This window comes from Paenibacillus sp. LjRoot153 (genome assembly GCF_964253085.1).
Classification (GTDB): domain Bacteria; phylum Bacillota; class Bacilli; order Paenibacillales; family NBRC-103111; genus Paenibacillus_E.
This window is the reverse complement of record NZ_CAXUQH020000001.1, coordinates 5,192,011-5,215,488: the sequence shown is the minus strand read 5'-3', so window position 1 is coordinate 5,215,488 and position 23,478 is coordinate 5,192,011. Positions and strand designations below refer to the sequence as shown.

Sequence of the window (23,478 nt, the reverse complement as noted above, 5' to 3'; positions counted from 1 at the left end):
GATAGCAACGATTCATGCGTGAAGCACACGCCGCTAGCTCCTGTTTGTAGGAGTTGGCGGCGTTTTTATTTTTTTAGGAGGTAGGATGCGACGATGCTCGGGTACACTTATTTGCCATATAGCCGAGATGAGCTTGAGAAAAAGCCGAGTTTCTGCCAAAGAAATCTATATGAATGGATAGGCCGATTCGGCAATGCGCTAGGAGCCGGGTTGCACGAGTTACCAGTTTATGAGCGGGAGATTATGAGTCGAAAAATTCGACTATCTCCGGCCAAAGAGAGGCAAAAGGCGGTGAGATCGTCGAAATTATCGACGATCTCACCGCCCTCAAACACAGCTATTAGTTCCGATAGATCATAAAGTCATCATAGGTCCGAATGATGGGAATAGCCGCACTTGCCCCAAGCTTTGCATATTTCATCGCATGTGAAGTGTTGAATAGTACCACAGAGTCCGTGGGGCGAAGCCAGCCTTTGTCACTAAGGGCAAGCATCGCTGCCCAAGTCGCCGCGCCTTCGGGAGAAGAGGAAATGCCTTCCGAGCCTAAGCTATGTGTGGCTTGCGCAATTTGCTCTTTGGACACCGCAACGGCAGTTCCGCCGCTTTGCTTGACAATCGACAGAAGCAGTTCCAAATCCGGCGGATTCGGAACACGCATCCCGGTTGGGTTGGGGATTATTCTGTCACCAACAGGCAAAGCCGTGTTACTTTCAATCGTTGGTGCTACATCCAACGATCTCTTCAAACCATCCACAATAGGCTGACAGCCTTCCTCTTGTACACATACGAATCTAGGCATGTCGTAATCAATGAAGCCTAATTCCTTCAACTCTAAGAATGCTTTCCACATGCCAATAATGCCCGAACCGCCGCCTGTGGGATAGATGATCACATCAGGGAACGTCCAGCCCAACTGCTCCGCGAGTTCAAGGCCCATCGTTTTTTTGCCTTCTACACGGCCAGGCTCTTTCAATGTACCGACATTCACCCAGCCTTGCTCCGTGCGGCCTGACTCAATGATCGCGGCGGCATCATGAATAAAGCCATCGACTAGCACAGTCGTTGCTCCATACATTGGGCATTCATCGACAATGAGTGAGGGACAGTCCATAGGGATGAAAACAAACGCTTGAATGCCGGCTCTTCCTGCATATGCGGCTAATGCGCTTGCTGCATTCCCGTTGGACGGGACTGCAGCTTTCGTTGCACCGGCTTGTTTCAATAAAGAAACTGCCACAGAAAACCCGCGTGATTTAAAGCTGCCTGTTGGATTTTGTTCCTCTCGTTTGATCCACAGGCGTTTGAGCGATAGCTTGCTCTCCCAGTCTGGCATTCGCAGCAGAGGCGTCCAGCCTTCACCAAGGGAAACGATATGGGCTGGATCGTGAATGGGGAGCAGATCGTAATATCTCCACATGGAAGGATAACGTTGTTGTAGTGAGGCTTTCGTGAAAGTTCGTGCAACGTACGCGAGATCATAGTCAACCAATAAAGTGCCGCCGCATACGCATTTCATGTCTTGATAGCGGAAGGGCAGCCTTACAGAACATCGTGAGCAATGCAGCTCCCATTGTTTCATTTCTGGGCCTCCTCAGCGTCTCTAGCAGGAACGATCATGGTTGCTTCCTGCGCGCATGAAATGATTTGATTTTATGGAAGGCAGATTTATTAGGCAGCTTCAGGAATAACTCGAGCATAGGGGCGAAGTTCACTTCGATAATCCAAACATGTCCTTGCTTATCAAAGGCCATATCAATGCCCATCGTTTTCACCCAGCGATAGGAAGGACCTAGCTGATTAGCTGATCGTAGTGCAACTGCATGCAGTTCAGCGAGGAGCTCAGAAGTCTGCATGTTCTTAAGCTCAGAGCTATGGATAGCATTCTCTACAGTAACTACACGGCCCCCGCTTCTGCGAATATTCGTGACAATAAAACCTTTGCCGGCCACCTTCGCGAGCATCCCAGTCACTTGCCAACTAGCATTCGTGTGCCGTTGAACCATTACTCTCATATCAAAAGGACGTCCATTCTTGGTTGCTAGATGGATACGTTGTTGGACGATGTAGTTTTTGCTGGCTTTCTTCTTTACAAATGCATTGATCTCATCTAGATCCGTATACGTTCGGTGTTTGGCTCCATCTTGGACCTCATAGGAAGAACTCCCCACGGATTTGACCATAATGACGCCTTTCCCGCCATAACTGCCTGTCGGTTTAAGAATGATTTGACTATATTTGGTCAGCATGCGCGAGAAACTGCTCACACTCAACCAATCCGTTTCTGGCAAAAAAGCTTGAAGTTTTTTTGACTTGCGCAGTAGTTTATATTTCGTCCATTTACTTGTTGATAGATTACTCATAGGATTTCGCTTCTTGCCTTTGAATAACGAGATCATGTTCCTCTACTTGAAGGAGCTGGTTATGTTCATCAACGAAGACAACCTGCGGCTTGAGTACGCGGATTTCCTCTTCATTCATTAGTCCCATACTAAGAATAATCACAAGGTCTCCTGGGGAGAAGAGGTGGGCAGGCGGACCGTTCAATCCGATTTTGCCGCAGCCTTCTGGGGCGGGAATCGCGTACGTTTTCCAGCGGGTGGCATTGCGCAGACTAGTAACTTGAACCATTTCATACGGATGGATATTCGCCTTGCGCATCAGTAACCCATCAATGGTAATACTGCCTACATAATCCAAATCGGCTTCCGTTACAGTCGCACGATGTATCTTCCCTTTACACATTAGTCGCTGCATGTGCAGTAGCGCTCCTTTATGATCACATGTTGTTCTTCACAAGGTATGAGTGAGACTAGTATCACGGTGTAGGTTAGTGCCTATTTGTATGGAAAAATGGGCACTGCATGGCAGGAAATAATCCTGTTATTTCCCGGGCAACCGCAGAATCCGACAGGGGGAATCGCCCCCTTTAGACAAAAAAAAGCAGAGCCTAGGCTCTGCTTCAACTTTAAATTAATTTAAGACCGCTAATTAATACTAAGGTGGCAATAATCGTACGAAGTACAGTTGTAGGTGCTTTCGTTGCGAGCATACTGCCGAGGAGTACGCCAGGGATCGAACCGATCAGAAGATTAAAGACAAGTGTATAGTTCACATTCCCCATACTTGCATGTAGAATACCTGCAGTCGAGGAGAGAAGAAAGGCATGCGCGATATCCGTGCCCACGAGCTGTGCTGGAATCATTCGGAAAAAGTAGAGCATGGCAATGGCATATAAGGAGCCTGAACCAATGGACGTTAGTCCAACAATGAAGCCAAGAACTGCGCCAATCGTAATCGTCAACCAGCGCTTCTCTTCTAAAGATTGGAGCTGCCAACGATTTTCTTTCAGGCGATGCCCGAAGAATACCTTGAACAGCGTTGCGAAAGCTACCAGAATCAACACATAACCGAGTGCGTGCTTGATGATCACTTCTTGATTATCGAAGAAAGAATCGAATAATTTCAGGAATACGACGGCAAGTACAACACCTGGAATACTGCCTAGGGCAAGCATTTTAACAAGCTTAAAGTCGATTGTTTTCTGCCGCCAATGCTGGACCGTACCGAAAAGCTTCGTAATCGAATTATAAAGAAGATCTGTTCCTACAGCAATGGAAGGATGAATACCAATTAAAATTAATATGGGAGTCAGCAAGGATGCGCCGCCAACACCTGTCATTCCGACCAGAAATCCAACAATTACACCCATTAGAATAATACTCAAAGTCATGTTGTCATGTCCTCTTTTCATTACCCACTAAACACATTGGATTAATTTTAGTCCCGCGAATGGTATTTGTAAAGAGAAATTTTCTAAGCTCGTCTCTTTATCCCGAGTAAATAGCTTGCTATTCTTCAATTCTGGAATCAGTTACAATAATTAGATGTGACAAAGTCAGCTTGGGGAGGATAAATCATGCGTAATCGAACTACCGTGATGGTCAGTATCGTACTGGCCATGTTAGTCGCGTCTATGGACACGACAATTGCCAATACAACGATGCCGATCATTGTGAATGACATTGGTGGAAACAGCCTATATGCCTGGGCATTTACCTCTTATATGGTGCTATCTACTGTTCTTGCCCCTTTAGCGGGGCGTTTATCGGATTTATTTGGGCGCAAACGCATATATGCCGCGGGTATTTTGTTATTTCTTGGGGGATCAGTTCTCTGCGGATTAGCAGACAGTATGGTGCAGCTTATTATATTTCGGGCTATTCAAGGAATTGGTGCAGGCGTGATGATGCCATTCCCATCTATTATTGCTGGGGATATCTACCCTGTGGAACAGAGAGGGAAGGTTCAGGCCTTTTTCACGGGCATGTGGGGATTATCGGCGATTTTAGCTCCTACATTAGGTGCGTTTTTTGTAACCTATTTGAACTGGCGCTGGATTTTCTTTGTGAATGTTCCTATTTGTCTTATCGCGTTACTAGCTTTACTTCCTTATAAAGAAGTGTATCAACCGAAGAAAGCGGTGATCGACTATTGGGGTGCACTTTTGTTTGCCGCAGGGATTTCGTCCTTACTTCTAATAACAGTAGTGCATTCTTATACATACATCTATGGTGCCGTTGGTGTGGTCCTGCTTGTCGGTTTTTTTCTCTATGAAAAAGGGCATGCCGCCCCAATTGTTCCCTTGAATTTGATGCGTAATCGGCCCGTGGCTTTAATGATAGGCGGCTCATTTCTCAGCTGCGCTGCGCTATTCGGAACATCCAGTTTTATTCCCTTATTTTTGCAAAATCAAGGGCAATCGCTATTTGTAAGTGGAATTGCCCTGCTCGGCACTTCTATCGGGTGGATGGTTGTCGCAATCCCGAGCGGGAAATGGGTGATACGCTTCGGCTATAAGCCGTTGCTGCTAACGGGGAACGCTTTACTTGTGGTTACAGCAGTTTTGCTTTTCTTCATCCGTGAAGGCACCTCATTTTGGTATGTATTCAGCACGCTAACGATGTTAGGCCTGTCGTTTGGACTTCTCTTTACGGTATCAACAATCGGCGCTCAACAGTTAGTCGAGGCTCATCAGAAGGGGATTTCGACTTCATTGCAGCTATTCGCGCGTAATATCGGAACAGCGGTCAGCGTGACGGTGATGGGCTCGATTGTTACAAAATCTAACGACTTTTATTCGGGGATTCATGGGATGTTCGTTTACGGGCTAATCGCTAGCGTTTTGGCTTTTGCTGTGCCATTAGCGATACGTGCTGTGAGGAAAGAGGCTTTGTCAGGATAGAGAGCATCCCAATAGTCACAAGTTGACAGCATGCCCAAGTTAGTAGATTATGGGTAGATAAACGACTAAAGAAAGAAGTGAATGCACGTGTTATTGAATGTGAAGTCTCGTCTTCATGAGGGTGAAATCCAACAATTACTTGGTTACAGCGTGTTTCCAGATCCAGATTCGCTACAAGAAGCCCTCAGCCAATATGAAAATAATGAAAATACATGGTTATTTGCCTATGAGTCGGAAGGCTTACCCGTTGGAATTATCGGCTTTGAGCTGAATGAGAAGCAGGAAATGACACTTCGCCATCTCGCCGTTGAACCTGAGAGCAGAGGGGAAGGCTTCGGACGCGGAATGCTGCTTGAAATTATTGATGATATGCAGCCAGTTCGCATTTCGGTGGAAACTGATGAAGAGGCCGTGCAATTTTATCGCAATGTCGGATTCGTGATTCGCAGTCTTGGTGAGAAATATCCGGGCGTAGAGCGTTTCCTGTGCACGTATGAGGTCGAGGAAGAAGACGAAGAAGAGTAAAGATAGGTGAGCTGAGTGAGAAATCCCGAGGAACTGCTAGTTGCAGCTTCTCGGGATTTTTTTTTAGGAAGATAAGTGCTTACATGCGGGATTTAACTGTCCTTGCATACTCAGATGGACTCATTAGCGTTGCTTTCTTAAAAGCCTTGGAGAAATAGTGGACAGAGCTGAAACCCAGCTGCCTGGCAATCTCAGTGAAATTATACGTTTCTTCGCGAATAAGGATTTTGGCCTGATCGATTTTCAATTTGGCAAAGTACTCCATGAGCGTATAGTTCGTATGTTTTTTGAAAAGATCCTTGAGCTGTGTCTTGCCGACACAGAACACTTGGCTGATTTCGTTTAAAGTAAGATGAGCATCGATATGCTCTTCCATGTAGCTCATGACTTTGCTAGTCAAATCATGGACAGACTTCTCCTTAGCAATCGTAGAGAGTGGTGTATCGACTTCCATTAGAGCAGATTTCCGTAGCAGACGCACTAAGAGAATTTCTAGATAGCTTTGAATCATTTGTTCACTGCCTACAGGCGCATCCAGTCTGCGAACTAGGGGATGACTGAATGGGAATTCGAAGGCTTGTTGTCCTTCTCGTACGATTTGGGCAAGGAGATTGCGTTCCTCATCTTCTAAATGCAGTACCTTTTGCTCGAAAAATTGCATAGCTTTCGAATGACAGTCGAACGTCATGACGATCAAATTGGGAGCTTTTCCTTTGGTCGCATAGAAGCTATGAAATTCATTGGGTTTATGAAAAATAATGGACCCCTGCTTGAGTAAGTAACGATTCTCATCCGCATGAACTTCCACTTCGCCGCGATCGACATAGAGAAATTCCCAGAAGTCATGCTTCTCCCCATTGAACGAGTAATCCTTACCAAACTCGAAGTAATGCATGGTAATGACTTTATGGATAACGATACTCATCTTCAAATGTGTCCGCTGATACTCGGTCGTGTTCGTTTCGCTAATCGTCATGGGTGTCACTCCTGATCTTTCGATGCAATGCTTATAGGTCTATCATAACACAGCAGAAATAACAAAAAAATCGGCTTTCAAGACAAAGAAAAACGCCAGTTCATCTTTTATAATCAAGGTATCGCAAAGTTCGAGGGGGAGCTAGCATGAAGATAGGTGTAATTGGGTATGGGAATAGGATTGAGCATGTGATTAAAGAAGTATTGAAGGCAGATGCGGACTGCCGAATTGAAGCAATTGTTGATGTACGTAAAGATCAGATTAAAGCCAAGTTACTTGCGCAAGGGTGGGATCACATTAAGTACTATGATACACCGGAACAAATGCTGGAGACGGAGCAGCTAGATGGGGCTATGATTGGCACTCGCTGTAATTTGCATACAACTATGGGGTTGAAAGTGTTACAACATGATCTACCTCTTTATATCGAAAAGCCAGTAGCTACTAACTATGAAGATCTACTTCGTTTGAAACAAGGTTACGAGGCATCTAAGTCGCCTGTCGTGGTATCCTTCCCATTACGAGTAACCTCCCTCGTGGAATTGGTTAAGGAAATCATTCAATCGGGTAAAATCGGCACGGTTGAACATGTCCAAGCGATTAATAATGTGCCGTATGGCCGCGTTTATTTTCAAAGCTGGTACCGAAACGAGGAAGAAACAGGTGGGCTATTTCTCCAAAAAGCAACACACGATCTTGACTATATTCAAGCTGTACTAGGGCAGAGACCGATAACTGTCTGTGCGATGACATCGAAGCAAATATTTAAGGGAAATAAAACCGCTGGACTCAAATGTGTGGATTGTGAAGATAATCGTACTTGCTTGGAGAGCACCGTTGGAACTGCAGAAGAGCTAGATCCAACTTGGCAATATTGCTGTTATGCTAAAGATACAGGGAATGAAGATTCAGGAAGTGCACTGTTCCGTTATGAAAGCGGTATGCATATGTCATACTCGCAAAACTTCTTTATTCGAAAAGGTGCAGCTGCACGTGGAGCGCGCTTTATGGGGTACAAAGGTACGGTAGATTTTGACTTCTACACTGGCCAAGTTAAGGTGCATATGCATCATACGGCGCGTGTGGAGACCTATGAGCTCGCAGCTGGAAGTAATCATTTCGGCGGTGATGAGAAGTTGGCTCGGAATTTTGCGGCGATTATGAAGGGAACGGCGGATTCTGTTTCGACGCTTGATGATGGTTTAATGAGTGCTCTGATGTGTATGAAAGCGCAGGAGTCTGCTCAAACAGGGACTTTCCAACCCTTAAAATGGGAATAAGGATCCAGTTCGAACTTTCTATAATTGGAGGCATGTAACAGATGGAGAAAAAGGTGACTTTTCAAACCAAAAGCTTGAGCTCATTATCCAAAGTTTTTGCAGATGAAGCTCCACTAGAAGCAGCCTATACGCATGCATCGGCTCTCAAAGGTGAAAGCTTCGCTTTCCAAATTGCCTATACCTCAGATCAGCTATTGAAAAACATTGGCGTAGAAGTTACTTCGACACTAGGCCTTCCATTTACAATTCGTGCTGTAGGTCTCGTTCCTTCTGAAATGCCTTGCTATGCAGACCATGATCCACACGTTATTCGGACGACGCCGGGGTTGTATCCCGACCCCTTGTATCCCCTTGAGGATTCAACGGTAACCGCACTTTCTGGCCAATGGAGATCCGTCTGGATCCACGTTGAATTGGATTCATCCGTTCTTGCGGGCACGTATAACTTGCATGTAGGCTTCATTTCGCAAGAAGGGGAGAAACTAAGTGAAGAAGTGCTGGAACTCACCGTACTCGCAGCAACTCTTCCGAAGCAAAAGCTTATCCATACGGAATGGTTTCATACGGATTGTCTTGCGACACATTACAACATTCCAGTATTCAGTGAAGAGCACTGGTCGCGCATAGGGCAGTTTCTAGAAACTGCGGTTAAACATGGAATCAACATGATTCTGACGCCGATCTTTACCCCACCGCTAGATACCGTAGTAGGGGGAGAGCGCCCAACCGTACAGTTAATTGATGTAAGTGTTGATGATGGTAAGATCGATGGCAGCACGACGTATGCTTTTGGGTTTACAAAGCTAGAGCGTTGGGTAGCACTTTGTCAGGACAAAGGTGTTGAGTACTTTGAATTCTCGCATCTGTTCACCCAATGGGGGGCTAAACATACGCCGAAGATTGTGGCTAGTATTGGCGGGGTAGAGCAACGGATTTTCGGTTGGGAAACAGATGCCGCCGGGGAAGACTACGCTCATTTCCTCGGGCAGCTCATACCAGAACTTGATCGCGTCATCCATCGACTTGGCATCGCGTCCTGCAGTTATTTTCATGTGTCGGATGAGCCTACCCAAGCCAACTTGGATACGTATAAAAAGGCGAGTGATCTCGTTCAGAAACTCCTTCCTTCCAATTACCCGATTATCGATGCGCTGACGGAGATCTCCTTCTACGAGCAGGGGATTGTTCAGAAGCCGATTCCATCGAACGATCATATCGAGCCTTTCCTCAAGGCAGGTGTCCCTGATTTATGGACCTATTACTGCTGTGTACAGTACAAAGAAGTGTCGAACCGTTTCTTTAACATGCCGTCTGCACGGAATAGGATCATTGGCTTGCAGTTGTACAAGTTTGGCATCCAAGGGTTTCTGCATTGGGGATACAACTTCTATTACTCCCAGTATTCTGTTAAACCGTTGGATCCATTCAAAGTGACGGATGCGTTGCACGCGTTTCCTTCAGGAGACAGCTTTCTTGTATATCCAGGCGAAGCGGGACCAATTGAGTCGATTCGGTTGGAAGTATTCCATGAAGCACTGCAGGATTTACGAGCTTTACAATTGCTCGAGACGTTGATCGGTAAGGCGCGAACAGTTGCCTTGATTGAAGAAGGTTTGACAGAACCGCTCACATTCTCCGTCTATCCGCGCAGCACAGAATGGATGCTCGAAGTGCGAGAGCGGATCAATCAGACGATTGCAGCATACAGTTGAATAGGTTTGAAACTTGAAAAGCTGCTCCCAGTAATAAAGGGAGATCAGCTTTTTTTGGTATTGACACATTATGGGTGTTGATCTATAGTTATACCAATGTTAAAACCTAGTTAGTTAATCGGAATAATAAGATTAATAAAAGTGTTAGTTCAAGGGGGGCTCACATTGAACATTGAGAATATCGAAGCCTTCGTCTATGTCATTCATTATGGCAGCTTTAACAAAGCGGCGGAAGTGCTTTTTTTATCCCAGCCATCTGTCACAGCACGCATACAATCCCTAGAGCGTGAGCTGGATTGTCGACTTTTCGAGCGGATCGGGAAACAGATTTCGTTGACGGATGATGGGAAGAAGTTTTTGCCATATGCCCAGCAGCTCTTGCAAACTTTTCAGAAAAGTAAAATTCAATTGAAGCAGAAACGTACATTGCCAAACGAGTTACGCGTAGGTTGTACCGTATCCGTTTCGAACTATATCATCCCAACAATTATCTCAAAGCTTAAGATGAAATACCCAGATGTGAACTATAAGCTGACTACGTCTTCGTCAGAAGACATCATTAACAAGGTGCTGAATCGGGAGCTTGATTTCGGTTTTGTTCGGAATATTACTCACCCGAATCTATTATCAGCCAAAGCCTATGAAGATCCCATTCGTCTATATGTTTACGAAGGCCATCCCTTTATAGAGAACGATGCCATTTCTATAGATGATATAAGTGAATATCCCCTTGTTTTTTTTGAATGCGGATCTCTCGATTGGATGCGAATACACCGACTGTTTGCGAGTATGAAGCAACCACCGAACATTGAGTTTCAAACTGATACGCTGGAGACGGCGAAAAAATTAGTCCTCGGACGTGTTGGAATTGCGTTTCTGCCGAGTCTATGTGTAGAACAGGAAGTCAAGGAAGGGAAGCTGTTTCCGATTCAGTTCCCGGAAATAGCAGGCATTTCCCTGCAAACCAACATGATTGTGTTGAATGGGGAGAACACCTTATTTTTCAATAGTGCCTTAGATTTATGTAAAGGAATCGCACTTTCGATTCGGGATACGATTTAACTACTTGATATGCATATAGAAAAACTCTATTATCCAGTTCTTGAACTTGATGATAAATTAAAGGCATAGCAATAATTCATACAAAACAAGTAGGAATTATAAGAATTAATAAAACGGATAATTCGGAGGGGTTCACGATGAAACAATTCACAACACTTACGGTAACAACATTAGCATTAGCTTTGGTAGCGGCAGGCTGCGGTGCGAAAAGCGAGACAACGAATGCTTCTCCTAAAGCTGCTGCTGATGCATCAAAAGCGCCAGTAGCCACTGCGGCTGCAACGGCTGCACCTGTGAAAGTAAAGAAAATCATCGTTGGCACAGGGACACAATTCCCGAACGTAGCCTTTCTGGATAAGGACGGAAAACTAACAGGATACGATATTGAATTGGTGAAAGAGATTGATAAGCGGTTGCCCGAATATGAGTTCGAGTTTAAAACGATGGACTTCGCCAACTTGCTGCTTAGCTTAGAAACGAACAAAATTGATTTTGTTGCACATGAAATTGAGAAGAACAAAGAGCGTGAGCAGAAATATTTGTTCAATAACGAGCCCTATGCGTATTGGAAAACCAAAGTCATTGTAGCCAAAGATAACACGACTGTGAAAACGATCGATGATTTGAAAGGCAAGAAAGCATTAACGACGGCTACAAGTGCAGAGGCAACTTTGCTGGAGAACTATAACAAAGCCAATGATAATGCGATCAAAATCGTTTATCAAAGCGGAGCAGCCAACGATTTGGTTACCCAGCTTACAACAGGACGTGTTGATGGAGCGCTTGGAGCGGATTTCTTGCTTCCACTCGTAGATCCGCAAAGTAAATTGAAAACAGTCGGACCGATCATTGAAGAAGCTGAAGTACGTTTCCTATTCCGCAAAAATGATAAAGACGGACAAGAGCTTGCGGACAAAATTGACGTGGCTTTAAAAGCTGTCAAAGCAGACGGTACGCTCTCGAAGTTGAGTACACAGTGGTTGGGCGGAGACTTTACGAAGAAAGATGATGTGAAATAACTAAGCATTCCATGACTCTAAGAAAGGTGAGATCGCCATTATGGCAAACCAATTCGATATCACCTATGTATTTGATTTTCTGCCGAAATTACTGAATTACATCCATATCAGTTTATTCATAGTTGCTTGTTCGATGGTGCTCGGGGTCATCTTCGGATTTCTTATTGCCTTGCCCCGGCTCTATCAAATACCGATTGTGCAAAGGTTTTCCCAGATCTATGTCTCCTTTTTCCGAGGGACACCAATTCTGATTCAGTTGTTTCTGATCTATTATGGTCTTCCTGAACTGCTCAAAGCAATCCATGTAGATGTCTCCAAAGCGCCAGTGCTTTCATTCGTTATTCTGACATTTGCTTTACACTCGGGTGCTTATATTTCTGAGGTAATCCGTGCAGCGGTCAAAGCCGTAGACAAAGGGCAAGTGGAAGCTGCCTATTCCGTAGGTATGACTGGCTACCAGGCCTTTACCCGTATTATTATGCCGCAGGCACTTGCGATTTCGCTGCCCAACTTTACGAACCTGCTTATTGCCAATTTGAAGGATACCTCATTGGCATTCTCGCTAGGTGCGATGGAATTAATGGGAAAAGCTCAGACTCTTGGAGCGGCCACACAGCATTTTATGGAAACGTACATTTCCTTATCCATCATCTATTTCGTCATCTGCTTTGGACTAGAAAAGCTGTTTATGTACATGGAGAAACGCTTGCTCCAGCACGAGCAACCGCTTGTGACGGAAGAACGTGAGCCGTTGTCGCGCAGGTGGTTCAAAGGTATCTGGTCCTCGCAGCCGGATAAAGGAGGCTTCCAAGCATGAGTATCGATCCTGGATTCATATGGACGGCCTTTGTTCAATTGCTTTCTGCACTGCCTACTACACTGATAATTACAGTAGTTTCTGTCTTTTTTGGATTTCTAATTGGTGCATCTGTAGCACTAATCCGACTATACCGCGTGCCTTATATTCATTATATCGCAACAGCTTATGTGACGTTTGTTCGCGGTACACCGATGCTTATGCATCTGCTGCTTATCTATTTCGGATTGCCGATGATCATCGATTCGATTGCGGTTACTTTCGGTTGGAGTTTCCGTTCCGTGTCCATACCCATGATCGGCTTTGCTTTTCTCTCTTTTTCCATCACCGCCGGTGCTTACCTTTCGGAGGTAGTCAGATCGGGAATCGTGGCGATTAATCGGGGGCAAATGGAAGCCGCCTATTCGATCGGGATGACGACGACACAGGCACTTCGTCGCATTATTTTGCCACAAGCTCTAGCCGTAAGTTTACCGAACTTATCCAATACTTTGATTGGCATGCTGCACGGTTCTACACTGGCTTTTACCGTATCTGTGGTGGAAATCAACGCCAAAGCACAAATTGTCGCAACGACAAATTGGAAATTTTTCGAAGCTTATATTGCAGCAGCCTTGCTGTTCTGGGGGATCACTTTCTTGATTGAACGAGCCACGGGCTTACTAGAGAAACGAATCAATCTGTATAACCGAGGTGGCGTGTCATGATCCAACTAACGAATATCACCAAATCGTTTGGTAAAAACGAAGTGCTGAAAGGGATCAACCTTACCGTGCAAAAAGGAGAAGTCGTCTGTATCCTTGGCCCCAGCGGTTCAGGGAAAACAACGCTGCTCCGTTGCTTGAACTATTTGGAAAAGCCGAATCTCGGCGAAGTGACGATCGGGGATTTCACCGTGAATTGCAAGCGTCTCAGCAAGGGAGAGATTCATGCGCTCAGGCAAAAAACAGCTATGGTGTTCCAACATTACAATCTATTCAAACATAAAACAGTAATCGAAAACGTCATGGAAGGCCTTATGATTGTCCAAAAGCAATCGAAGGAGAAGGCAAGAGAGACCAGCGTAAAAGTGCTGGAGAAAGTCGGACTGGGAAGCAAGTTAGATGCGTATCCAAGTCAACTATCGGGCGGACAGCAGCAACGTGTAGGTATTGCCCGCGCGCTGGCTCTGAATCCTGAAGTCATTCTATTCGATGAACCGACATCCGCACTCGATCCTGAACTTGTTGGTGAAGTACTTGACGTGATCCAGAAGATTGCTAAGGAAGGTATCACGATGATTATCGTCACTCATGAAATGGGTTTTGCTCGAGAAGTGGCTAATCATGTGGTCTTTATGGATGAAGGTGTCATTGTGGAGGAAGGCAACCCGAGGGATATTTTCGGCAATGCCAAAGAAGAACGCACGAAACAATTTCTGAAGCGCATTACGCCCGAATGGAGTTACAACATATAGCACCAAGCCAGTTACGGAAACGGAGTGTATGAACATGGGGATTAAATTAAGCATTTTAGATCAAAGCGTCGTCTTTCCAGGCGAAACCGCCTATGATGCTTTTCAGCATACGATTGAGCTTGTGCAGAAGGCGGAGTCGCTCTCTTATAACCGATTCTGGGTATCTGAGCATCACGATTCCGAGCAAGTAGCGGGTTCTTCACCCGAAGTATTAATTTCTCATTTACTGGCCAAAACAGAGCGCATTCGCATTGGCTCCGGTGGCATCATGCTGCAGCACTACAGCCCCTATAAGGTGGCTGAGAACTTCAATGTGTTAGCTTCTCTAGCTCCAGGTAGGGTAGATCTCGGCATTGGCCGTGCTCCAGGCGGCTTACCTCGTTCAACGAAAGCTTTGCAACAAGGAATTACCGAAGCAGCTACTTTGACGGAGAAGTTAGAGGATTTACAACAATTTGTGACAAATCAATTGCATGATGAGCATCCCTTGAAGGGCTTGAAAGTCTCGCCAATACCTACTGTGCCTGTGGATATTTATATCCTCGGCGCTAGTGCAGCGAGCGCACAATCGGCTGCTGAGGCTGGTTTACCTTATGTTTTTGCCCAATTCATTAATGGGGATCATGCAATTGCTGAAGCGGCTTTTGAAGCGTATCATCAACATTTTAATACGGAAAAAGGCACACAACCCAAGCTTCTCTTAGCACTCTCACTTATCGTAGCAGATACAGAAGAAGAAGCTAACGAGCTTGCAGGTGAATACAAGAATGTCAAAATTCATTTGGAAAATGGCAAGACTTTAACGGTCGGAACGCTTGAGCAAGCAGAGGAATATGGTCGCCAAACGCAGGCCAAATTTACCGTTGAAGAGAAGCAGGCGGAAATTACGAAGGGTACGAAAGAGACTGTACGTCAAAAATTGTTCGAGATCCAACAAAAATATAACATCGATGAATTTATCGTAACGACATCCGTGAAAGATTTTAGCAAACGCCTGCGTTCATTTGAACTGCTGAGTGAAGCATTCGCGGAACTGTTGGTGTAAGTTCGAAGGAGGCATGTGAGATGAGTTCAACAACTTTCCAGCAGACGTCACCGGATTGGGCTCAGAAGCTGGTGGAAATCCGACGACATTTACATCAGCATCCTGAATTGTCGCATGAGGAAATACAAACAACAGCTGCGATTACTAGCTGGCTCACTGAAGCGGGGATACGTATTGCAGATTTCCAGCTGAAAACGGGTCTAATTGCAGAGGTAGGCGGCTTACAGGAAGGGCCAATTATTGCCATACGGGCAGATATCGATGCCTTGCCGATTCAAGAAGATACAGGGCTTCCCTATGCGTCGCAGGTAGCAGGGAAGATGCATGCTTGCGGGCATGATTTTCATACGGCAGCAGTCCTTGGCGCAGCCTTCTTGCTTAAGCAGCAGGAGAGTGAGCTGAGGGGAACGGTTCGATTTATTTTTCAACCAGCTGAGGAGAAGGCGCAGGGGGCGGAGCAGGTTATAAGCAGCGGCGCACTTGAAGGTGTTCGTGCGATTTATGGCATGCACAACAAACCTGATCTTCCTGTCGGGACGATAGGGATCAAAGATGGGCCTCTGATGGCGGCGGCAGACGGATTCGTAATCGAAGTCGAAGGACTTGGCACACATGCAGCTGTCCCAGAAGCGGGGATAGATCCGATTGTAACGGGAGCGCATATCATCACCGCGCTTCAATCTATCGTTAGCCGTAATGTTAGTTCATTGCAAAGTGCAGTAATTAGTGTGACACGCATCCATAGCGGAACTGCTTGGAATGTGATTCCTGATAAAGCCATTCTAGATGGCACACTGCGTACATTTGAAGAGAATGTCCGAACACTGATTATCAAGCGAATGGAGCAGGTTGTACACGGTGTAGCCGCTGCTTATGGGACGAAAGCTTCAGTTCGATGGATCAAAGGACCGCCATCTGTGTTCAATGATAAGCAATTAACTCTGTTGGCAAAAGATGCTGCTGAGCAAGTAGGTTTGGATGTCATTACACCTGTACCGTCACCAGCGGGCGAGGATTTTGCATTTTATCAGAAGAAAACTCCCGGTGTCTTCCTATTTATGGGCACATCGGGGCCGCAAGAGTGGCATCATCCTGCATTTGATATCGATGAACGAGCTTTGCCGATTAGTGCGCGATATTTTGCTATTTTAGCTCAAAAAGCCTTAGAAGACCTATCATCCGACATTCCATTGGAGGTATCCATATGAGTATAACAATTCCTAATTTATCAGCTTATTTGCATACCCATCAACAACTTCAGGAAGCTATCCAGGGACTGAACGAAGAGCAATTGGTTTGGAAGCCAGCACAAGATAAATGGAGTGTAACGGAGGTGCTGTCTCATTTGGCCGATCATAACATTGTCGTATCCTTCCGAATCCGCGCTATCATTTCTGGTGCATCGGCAATTTTGCCAGCTTTTGATCAAGATCCATGGGTCAGCAGCGCCAAAGCCAATGAAGGCTTAGCTTCCGATATTTTAGTTTTATTTCAGTCATTATTAGTATATAACCATGAGCTTTTTGGACGATTATCACCCGATGATTGGGAGAAAACAGGCGTTAATTTCAAAGGACAAACACTTACACTAAAAGATGTTGTTAACTCCTTTATCGCACATGTGCAGGTTCATTTAGCACAAATTGCACGAATCAAGAATGCGTTGGAAGCGCACGTATAGGGAGGGATTCGATATGGCGGATGTAAAAGACGTTCACATTCGGGAAGCCAATGACGGTGACCGCGAGGCGATTCGAAGAGTTCTGGAAGATGCCTATGGCCAATATCGGGATGTGCTGCCTCCAGAAGGCTGGGATCAATATAAAGAAAATATTATCGCATCTGTGGATAGTAGTAAGCCCATCGCGCGGATTATTGCACTAATTGACGATGAAATTGTTGGTAGCTCTCAATTGTTTCTATCCTCCGAAGCCGCTTACGGCGCGCCAGAGCTTGAGATTGAGTCACCTATCCTTCGTTTACTAGCGGTTTCACCAAGTGCCAGAGGCAAGGGAATCGCTACCGCATTGATTAAAGAAAATGTGAGACGCGCTGCCGAGTTAGGTGCAGCCACACTTCATTTGCACACCTCGGATATGATGGAATCGGCTGTGAAGCTCTATGAACGTTTGGGTTTCGAACGCGCTTATGACAAGGATATTCAAAAAGGTGAAATACTCGTGAAAAGCTATCGGCTGCATATACAGACCGCAGCGATATTGTGAAAGGACGGAGATAATCATGGCTAAACAAAAACAAATCAAATTAGGTGCCATCATTCATGGCGTAGGTGGTCATGTGTCAGGCTGGAGACACCCTGAAGCGATTACGGATGCTAGTGTGAATTTTGGTTTTTATAAACAGCAAGCACAGAAAGCCGAATCCGGTAAATTCGATCTTGTTTTTATCGCGGATGGCTTATATATTACGGAAAAATCGATCCCGCATTTCCTTAATCGGTTCGAGCCGATTACCATTCTATCAGCGTTAGCATCGGTCACCTCGCACATTGGACTGGTAGGGACGTTATCGACATCCTACAGTGAGCCTTTCACCGTGGCCCGGCAATTTGCTTCCATTGATTTGATCAGTGATGGACGTTCTGGTTGGAACGTTGTTACCTCTCCGCTAGAAGGTTCAGCGAAAAACTATAGCAAAGCGGAGCACCCGTCTCATCCAGAGCGCTATCGGATCGCCAATGAGTACTTAGAAGTGACACGCGGGCTATGGGATTCGTGGGAAGATGATGCTTTTGTTCGTGATAAAGAGAGTGGTGTGTTTTTTGACCCAAGTAAGCTTCACACATTGAACCACAAAGGTGAATATTTCTCCGTCCAAGGGCCGTTGAATATCGCTCGTTCAAGACAAGGACAGCCGGTTATATTCCAGGCAGGGGCTTCAGAGGATGGCCGAGCGTTTGCAGCGAAAGTGGCGGATGCGATTTTTGCAGGACATGAGTCGATTGACGAAGCGAAAGCCTATTATGCGGATATCAAAAAGAGAGCTGCCTCCGAAGGCCGTAATCCGGATGAAGTAGTAATTCTACCGGGCATAGCCCCGATAATCGGACTTACAGAAGAAGAAGCTGAGCGCAAATATCAAGAAGTCGCGAACCTCGTTACCATTGATAAAGCGTTGGATTACCTAGGCCGATTCTTCGAGCATCACGATTTCTCTCAATATCCGTTAGATGAACCTTTCCCTGAGCTAGGTGATTTCGGGAGCAATAGCTTCCGCAGCGGAACAGACAAAATTAAGCAAACAGCAAAAGAGAAGAACCTAACGCTGCGCCAAGTCGCTTTAAATGTGGCTACGCCTCGAAACGAATTCACTGGCACCCCAGAATATGTGGCTGATCGCGTGCAAGCGTGGTTCGAAGAAAATGCCGCAGATGGTTTTATCATCGCCGCTGCCTTACCAAAAGGCTTGGATGACTTCGTCGATCACGTTGTGCCAATCCTGCAGGAGCGCGGATTGTACAGAATCGAGTATGAAGCAGATACGCTTCGCGGGAATCTCGGTATACCAGTTCCGGCGAATCGATATACGAAGGTGAATGTGTAGCTGTACGTTGGCCAATAGGTATCTGTAAGACTGTTCACATGGCTGAAAAGGCCAGTGGGCAGTTTTTTAGTATAAATAACCTATTCAAAACGCAGCAGATAACTTTATAACTCTAACCGTACATTCCATTCAATTCCTTCTCGATCGACATGCGTGAATCAATTGGCCAATCCACTTAAACTAGTCAATACACTCAAACCCTAAATTCACTCAATTTACAACTCACTTTAATCACAATTCACCTGATTCACTCAATCTACCCCAATCCAAGCACGCCAAGCACACCAAGTACACCAAGTACACCATGCACGCCACCCACCGCAAGTACACCAAGTACCCCAAGTACCCCAAGTACCGCAAGTACCCCAAGTACCCTTGTACTCCAAGTACCCCAAGTACCCCACGCACTCCACTCAACCTAGCTAAATTCATGCAATCCTGTAGACTCACCCCACGGTGCTCCACCCTAACTATCGAGAAAACAATTTTCTGAGGTATCTACAATAAATAAATGGAGTTAGAAGCTTTCTTAAGAGAGAACAATATATATCTTTCCGATCTAGAGGGTGAGAGTGAGCTAGATTTTCAATGAAAATATAATTACTAGGTGTTCTTTGCGAGTTATTCAAATTTCTTTCATGACACTTGTAGATACCACAGAAAAAGCTTTTTATTGAAATAGTCAGTCGAATGGCCTCATGCTGATTGTGACGAACTATCCATTAGTGTGCTAAATAGTAGTTCTTTCGGGTTTGTTTGACTCCTGTAGATACCACAGAAAATGCCTTTCAGTGAAATAGTCATTCGAACGTGAGCATGTATCTGAATTTTTCAATATTTTAGTCAAGTTCCGTACCTTCGCGCATATACTGTGTTAGATTCTTATCTTTATGCTTGTTCGAAAGCCTCTATAATGCTCTGAAAGCGATTACCCATCGACATTTACGTGACAAAATTCACAATGATGACAGGCTCCCAGGCCAGTTGTCAAAACATGCAAGCCAGTTCCTCGCAGAAATAGGAGGGTGCAGAGATGCTGCATATTGTCGTCTGTATTAAACAAGTTCCGGACTCTAGAGAAATTCGCATTGATCCCAAGAATAATACGCTCATTCGTCAAGGTGTTCCCAGCATTGTGAATTTCTATGATATGCATGGTTTGGAAGAGGCACTGCGCATTAAGGATGAGCAAGGTGCGCGCATTACCGTTGTCACTATGGGACCGCCACCAGCAGAAAAAGGACTTAAGGAATGTATTTCTTTAGGCGCCGATGATGCCGTATTGGTGACGGATCGTGGTTTTGCAGGAGCGGATACTCTAGCTACCTCGTATGTTGTTGCTCGAACAATTCGCAAAATTGCGGAAACGTGGGGGCCGGTGGATATTGTTTTTTGCGGAAAACAAACATTAGATGGTGATACCGGACAAGTTGGCCCAGGTGTAGCCTGTCGATTGGATTTGGAACAACTTACCTATGTCAACAAAGTGGTTAAAGTGGATGAAGAAAACCGTAAAGTACGTGTTCACCGACTGCTGGAGGATGGCATTGAAGTTGTTGAGACAAGCATGCCAGTACTGATCACCGCGCTGAAAGAGCTGAATAAAGTGAGACGGGCTTCTTTGCCGGGCATGATTCGAGCGGCTAGATATAAACCTACCGTATGGACGACGGCTGATTTTCCAGATCTGGAGAGGGCAAAGATTGGACTCAAAGGCTCTCCGACAATTGTAGCCAAAACGTGGGTACCGGAGATTAAAGCGGTGAAAACGCAAATGATCACTTTCGATAGTCCAGAAACTGGCGCAGCTCAGCTAGCCGACAAGTTATTGACGAAGGACATGCAAACCCTATTAGACTGGGCTTAATAGATAGTTTGGAACGGAGGATGACACGATGGCAAGAGAAACGGAACAGATTGATCCGACGATGCCGGACTGGTCGGCATATCGTGGGGTTTTGATCGTTGTTGAGCAGCGCGAGGGCATCGCGAAAAAGGTGTCCTGGCAGCTGCTAGGCGAAGGCAAAAAGCTAGCAGCAAAGCTGGAAGCGCCGCTCATGGCGCTCGTCATCGGCGAGAATGTCACACATCTCGCTGATGAAGCCGTGCATTACGGCGCGGACCGGGTTTACCTCTGCGAAGCCGCGGAGCTTCGCAATTACAGGACCCGGCCATACAGCCGGGTCTGTCTGAAGCTGATCGAGGATGCGAAGCCCGAGATCGTGCTGTTCGGCGCGACGGCGACAGGTCGCGACTTAGCAGGTGCAATTGCGACGCACCTTCCAACGGGGCTGACGGCCGACACGACGCAGCTCGATGTGGAGCCGCCGCCATCGCGCCTTCTGCTGGCCAGCCGGCCAGCTTTCTCTGAGAAGATGATGGCCACCATCCTCTGCAAGCAGTACCGGCCGCAAATGGCGACAGCGCGCGCCGGCGTGTTTCAGGCGCTGCCGAAGGACGCGGAGCGCCAAGGCGAGATCATCCGTATCGAAGCCACGATGCGCGAGGACGAGATTGACGCGCAGGTGCTCGACTTCCTGCGCGAAACAGGGAAGCTGAATCTCGAGGACTGCGAGATTATCGTTGCTGGGGGCCGAGGACTTGGCGGGCCCGATGCTTTCAAGCTGCTCGCCGAACTAGCGGATGCGCTCGGAGGAGTCGTTGGCGCGTCCCGCGCTGCCGTGGATGCGGGCTGGATCAGCCACGAGCATCAGGTGGGGCAGACGGGTGCTACGGTGCGGCCGAAGCTCTATTTCGCCATCGGCATCTCTGGCGCCGTGCAGCATACGGTCGGTATGAGCCATGCCGATGTTGTCGTCGCCATCAACAAAGATGAGAAAGCGCCTATTTTCCAATTTGCCCATTATGGTCTTGTAGGGGATTTATTCAAAATTGTTCCTGCGATTACAGAGGAATTCAGGAAACGTCGTACGCTTTTTGGCATTCACCCCTCATCAGTGGTTGATGCCTCGATTTCCACAACACAGACGCTGACAGAGGCGACCTTCGCGCGAGAAAGGAGTGAAGCGAAATGAATGAAAAATTCGACGCCATCGTCGTTGGCGGTGGTCCTGCTGGAGCAGCTGCAGCGTTAACAATGGCACGAGCTGGTTTATCGGTTGTACTGCTCGAAAGAGGCGAATTTCCAGGGGCCAAGAATATATTTGGCGGTGTCCTCTATCGAAAGCAAATTGAGGAGCTTGTCCCTGAGTTTTGGACGGAGAAGAACTTTCCGATGGAGCGCTACATTGTTGAACAGCGGATCTGGATGATGGGCAAAGAGTCGATGGTCACGTTCGGACATCGTAATGAGGCCTACAAGGAGCCCTTTAATTGCTTCACTGGCCTGCGGGTCAAATTCGATCAATGGTTCGCTGAAAAAGCCGTCGCAGCAGGTGCGATCCCGATTTACGAAACCGTGGCACTAGACGTTATTCGAGAAGGTAACAAGGTTGTTGGCGTGCGCACCGACCGAGATGATGGCGATTTATATGCGGACGTTGTCGTCATTGCCGATGGCGTTAATTCCTTGCTCGGCAAAGCCATGGGAATTCATAAGGAATGGATGCCGGATGAGGTGTCTTTAGCTGTTAAAGAGGTCATTGCACTGCCACGTGAGAAGATTGAGGACCGCTTTGGGCTTGAGGGAGATGAAGGTGTCACCATCGAATTTATGGGCGAAACCTCGCTCGGTATGGCGGGCATGGGCTTTCTATACACGAATAAAGAAACGATCTCGTTAGGGGTCGGTGTAATGGTGAACCATTTGCGGGATAAAAAGGTGAAGCCATACGCTGTGCTTGAAGCGGTTAAACAGCATCCGATGATTCGAAAGTTGATTCAAGGCGGAGAGACCAAGGAATATTCAGGTCACCTTATTCCAGAAGGGGGCTTTCATTCAATCCCACCCCTATCTGGTGATGGCTGGTGTGTCTGCGGTGATGCCGCACAGTTGATTAATTTTGTCCACCGGGAGGGGACGAATCTCGCGATGACCTCGGGCCGATTGGCCGGGGAAGCCATTATCGAAGCGAAAGCACGCGGGGATTTTTCAGCCCCAACGATGCATCTTTACGATAATAAAATCCGAGAATCTTTTGTACACAAGGATCTACAAAAGTACAAAGGGATGCACCAATTTTTGAAAGAACAGGATCCTGAATTATTATTCGATCGACTGCCACGTGCCGTGAATGAAGCGGCTTATAATATGTTCCTCGTAGATGGAATTACGAAAGCTGAGAAGCAAAAAATGGCCATGAAGCTCATCAAAAATGCCGCAGGCGGTACGGTAAACTTGATGAAGCTAGGCTATAAGGGATGGAGGGCGATGAACGGATGAGCCAAAGTGATATTTCAGATAAACTGTTTACCATTCGTTACAAATGCGATGATAAATCCCATCTGGTGATTAAAGACAAACAAACCTGCTTGAATTGTGTGACGAAGGACTGCAATTATTTCTGTCCTTCCGATGTGTATGAGTGGGAAAAGAAGCTTAAGATCACGACGGTTGCATTTGAAAATTGTATTGAATGTGGTACGTGCCGCATTGCGTGTCCTTCATACAACATCGATTGGGTGTATCCGAAGGGTGGACATGGGATGACGTATAAGTACGGCTAAATGTGGCGTGTGGATGAAGATAGAGCGGAGACCGGTTAGGGGTCTTGGCTCTATCTTTTTTTTGTCGAAAAACGACATTTCTCCATATGTTGGTGTAGTTTCTCCATAGTTTTGTTTGTTTCAGGACACGATAATAGAAGATAGGAGGGATTTA

The 23,478-nt window shown here is 46.2% G+C and carries 23 protein-coding genes; 18 read left to right on the top strand and 5 right to left on the bottom strand.

The features are described from left to right. Nucleotides 1-340 precede the first annotated feature (340 nt). The 4 genes from ACSQ8P_RS22820 to ACSQ8P_RS22805 form a co-directional block, all read right to left on the bottom strand. Nucleotides 341-1,579, bottom strand: coding sequence for a threonine synthase (locus ACSQ8P_RS22820; protein WP_436237268.1), 1,239 nt, complete (start codon nucleotides 1,577-1,579; stop codon nucleotides 341-343). A gap of 34 nt (nucleotides 1,580-1,613) precedes the next feature. Beyond that, complete coding sequence (locus ACSQ8P_RS22815) at nucleotides 1,614-2,360, bottom strand: YheC/YheD family protein (protein ID WP_436237267.1); 747 nt, start codon at nucleotides 2,358-2,360, stop codon at nucleotides 1,614-1,616. Continuing rightward, nucleotides 2,353-2,754 (bottom strand): aspartate 1-decarboxylase, encoded by a 402-nt coding sequence (gene panD / locus ACSQ8P_RS22810; protein WP_436237266.1) that lies wholly within the window; start codon nucleotides 2,752-2,754, stop codon nucleotides 2,353-2,355. Before panD ends, ACSQ8P_RS22815 begins: the two co-directional genes overlap by 8 nt. A 211-nt stretch (nucleotides 2,755-2,965) precedes the next feature. After that, nucleotides 2,966-3,730: a sulfite exporter TauE/SafE family protein gene (locus ACSQ8P_RS22805; RefSeq protein WP_436237265.1), complete on the bottom strand. Its 765-nt coding sequence runs from the start codon at nucleotides 3,728-3,730 to the stop codon at nucleotides 2,966-2,968. 186 nt (nucleotides 3,731-3,916) lie between these two features. Here ACSQ8P_RS22805 and ACSQ8P_RS22800 point away from each other — a divergent pair, with 186 nt between their 5' ends. Both ACSQ8P_RS22800 and ACSQ8P_RS22795 read left to right on the top strand, forming a co-directional pair. Continuing rightward, nucleotides 3,917-5,242, top strand: coding sequence for an MFS transporter (locus tag ACSQ8P_RS22800; RefSeq protein ID WP_436237264.1), 1,326 nt, complete (start codon nucleotides 3,917-3,919; stop codon nucleotides 5,240-5,242). 81 nt (nucleotides 5,243-5,323) lie between these two features. After that, the gene (locus ACSQ8P_RS22795) at nucleotides 5,324-5,767 is read left to right on the top strand and encodes a GNAT family N-acetyltransferase (protein ID WP_436237263.1); all 444 of its coding nucleotides are present in this window, start codon (nucleotides 5,324-5,326) and stop codon (nucleotides 5,765-5,767) included. 79 nt (nucleotides 5,768-5,846) lie between these two features. On the opposite strand, the gene ACSQ8P_RS22790 is transcribed toward ACSQ8P_RS22795, so the two are convergent. Beyond that, complete coding sequence (locus ACSQ8P_RS22790; RefSeq protein WP_436237262.1) at nucleotides 5,847-6,743, bottom strand: helix-turn-helix domain-containing protein; 897 nt, start codon at nucleotides 6,741-6,743, stop codon at nucleotides 5,847-5,849. A 146-nt stretch (nucleotides 6,744-6,889) separates the two neighbouring features. Here ACSQ8P_RS22790 and ACSQ8P_RS22785 point away from each other — a divergent pair, with 146 nt between their 5' ends. The 16 genes from ACSQ8P_RS22785 (at nucleotide 6,890) to ACSQ8P_RS22710 (ending at nucleotide 23,324) form a co-directional block, all read left to right on the top strand. Beyond that, nucleotides 6,890-8,023 carry a Gfo/Idh/MocA family protein gene (locus ACSQ8P_RS22785; protein WP_436237261.1) on the top strand — a complete coding sequence of 378 codons (1,134 nt, stop codon included), beginning with the start codon at nucleotides 6,890-6,892 and terminating at the stop codon, nucleotides 8,021-8,023. A gap of 41 nt (nucleotides 8,024-8,064) precedes the next feature. Beyond that, a complete protein-coding gene (locus ACSQ8P_RS22780) occupies nucleotides 8,065-9,735 on the top strand; it encodes a DUF4091 domain-containing protein (protein ID WP_436237260.1) in 1,671 nt (556 codons plus the stop codon). A gap of 165 nt (nucleotides 9,736-9,900) precedes the next feature. Next, a complete protein-coding gene (locus tag ACSQ8P_RS22775) occupies nucleotides 9,901-10,797 on the top strand; it encodes a LysR substrate-binding domain-containing protein (protein ID WP_436237259.1) in 897 nt (298 codons plus the stop codon). 137 nt (nucleotides 10,798-10,934) lie between these two features. Next, complete coding sequence (locus ACSQ8P_RS22770; RefSeq protein WP_436237258.1) at nucleotides 10,935-11,816, top strand: transporter substrate-binding domain-containing protein; 882 nt, start codon at nucleotides 10,935-10,937, stop codon at nucleotides 11,814-11,816. A 40-nt stretch (nucleotides 11,817-11,856) separates the two neighbouring features. Next, the gene (locus tag ACSQ8P_RS22765; RefSeq protein WP_436237257.1) at nucleotides 11,857-12,633 is read left to right on the top strand and encodes an amino acid ABC transporter permease; all 777 of its coding nucleotides are present in this window, start codon (nucleotides 11,857-11,859) and stop codon (nucleotides 12,631-12,633) included. Beyond that, on the top strand, nucleotides 12,630-13,340 hold the full coding sequence (locus ACSQ8P_RS22760) for an amino acid ABC transporter permease (protein ID WP_436237256.1): 711 nt from the start codon (nucleotides 12,630-12,632) through the stop codon (nucleotides 13,338-13,340). The genes ACSQ8P_RS22765 and ACSQ8P_RS22760 overlap by 4 nt, the downstream gene beginning before the upstream one ends. Next, on the top strand, nucleotides 13,337-14,089 hold the full coding sequence (locus tag ACSQ8P_RS22755; protein WP_436237255.1) for an amino acid ABC transporter ATP-binding protein: 753 nt from the start codon (nucleotides 13,337-13,339) through the stop codon (nucleotides 14,087-14,089). The genes ACSQ8P_RS22760 and ACSQ8P_RS22755 overlap by 4 nt, the downstream gene beginning before the upstream one ends. A 34-nt stretch (nucleotides 14,090-14,123) precedes the next feature. Further along, on the top strand, nucleotides 14,124-15,134 hold the full coding sequence (locus ACSQ8P_RS22750) for an LLM class flavin-dependent oxidoreductase (protein ID WP_436237254.1): 1,011 nt from the start codon (nucleotides 14,124-14,126) through the stop codon (nucleotides 15,132-15,134). Nucleotides 15,135-15,154: 20 nt separating this feature from the next. Further along, nucleotides 15,155-16,342 (top strand): M20 peptidase aminoacylase family protein, encoded by a 1,188-nt coding sequence (locus ACSQ8P_RS22745; RefSeq protein ID WP_436237253.1) that lies wholly within the window; start codon nucleotides 15,155-15,157, stop codon nucleotides 16,340-16,342. After that, nucleotides 16,339-16,815: a DinB family protein gene (locus tag ACSQ8P_RS22740; RefSeq protein WP_436237252.1), complete on the top strand. Its 477-nt coding sequence runs from the start codon at nucleotides 16,339-16,341 to the stop codon at nucleotides 16,813-16,815. The genes ACSQ8P_RS22745 and ACSQ8P_RS22740 overlap by 4 nt, the downstream gene beginning before the upstream one ends. Before the next feature lie 13 nt (nucleotides 16,816-16,828). Further along, entirely contained in the window at nucleotides 16,829-17,359 is a 531-nt protein-coding gene (locus tag ACSQ8P_RS22735; protein ID WP_436237251.1) for a GNAT family N-acetyltransferase, read from the top strand. 16 nt (nucleotides 17,360-17,375) lie between these two features. Continuing rightward, nucleotides 17,376-18,698, top strand: coding sequence for an LLM class flavin-dependent oxidoreductase (locus tag ACSQ8P_RS22730; protein ID WP_436237250.1), 1,323 nt, complete (start codon nucleotides 17,376-17,378; stop codon nucleotides 18,696-18,698). Between the two features lie 1,033 nt (nucleotides 18,699-19,731). Further along, nucleotides 19,732-20,565 (top strand): electron transfer flavoprotein subunit beta/FixA family protein, encoded by an 834-nt coding sequence (locus ACSQ8P_RS22725; RefSeq protein WP_436237249.1) that lies wholly within the window; start codon nucleotides 19,732-19,734, stop codon nucleotides 20,563-20,565. 28 nt (nucleotides 20,566-20,593) lie between these two features. Beyond that, a complete protein-coding gene (locus ACSQ8P_RS22720) occupies nucleotides 20,594-21,733 on the top strand; it encodes an electron transfer flavoprotein subunit alpha/FixB family protein (RefSeq protein WP_436237248.1) in 1,140 nt (379 codons plus the stop codon). After that, nucleotides 21,730-23,040, top strand: coding sequence for an FAD-dependent oxidoreductase (locus ACSQ8P_RS22715; protein WP_436237247.1), 1,311 nt, complete (start codon nucleotides 21,730-21,732; stop codon nucleotides 23,038-23,040). Before ACSQ8P_RS22720 ends, ACSQ8P_RS22715 begins: the two co-directional genes overlap by 4 nt. Further along, nucleotides 23,037-23,324, top strand: coding sequence for a ferredoxin family protein (locus ACSQ8P_RS22710; protein WP_028554142.1), 288 nt, complete (start codon nucleotides 23,037-23,039; stop codon nucleotides 23,322-23,324). The genes ACSQ8P_RS22715 and ACSQ8P_RS22710 overlap by 4 nt, the downstream gene beginning before the upstream one ends. Nucleotides 23,325-23,478: the final 154 nt, after the last annotated feature.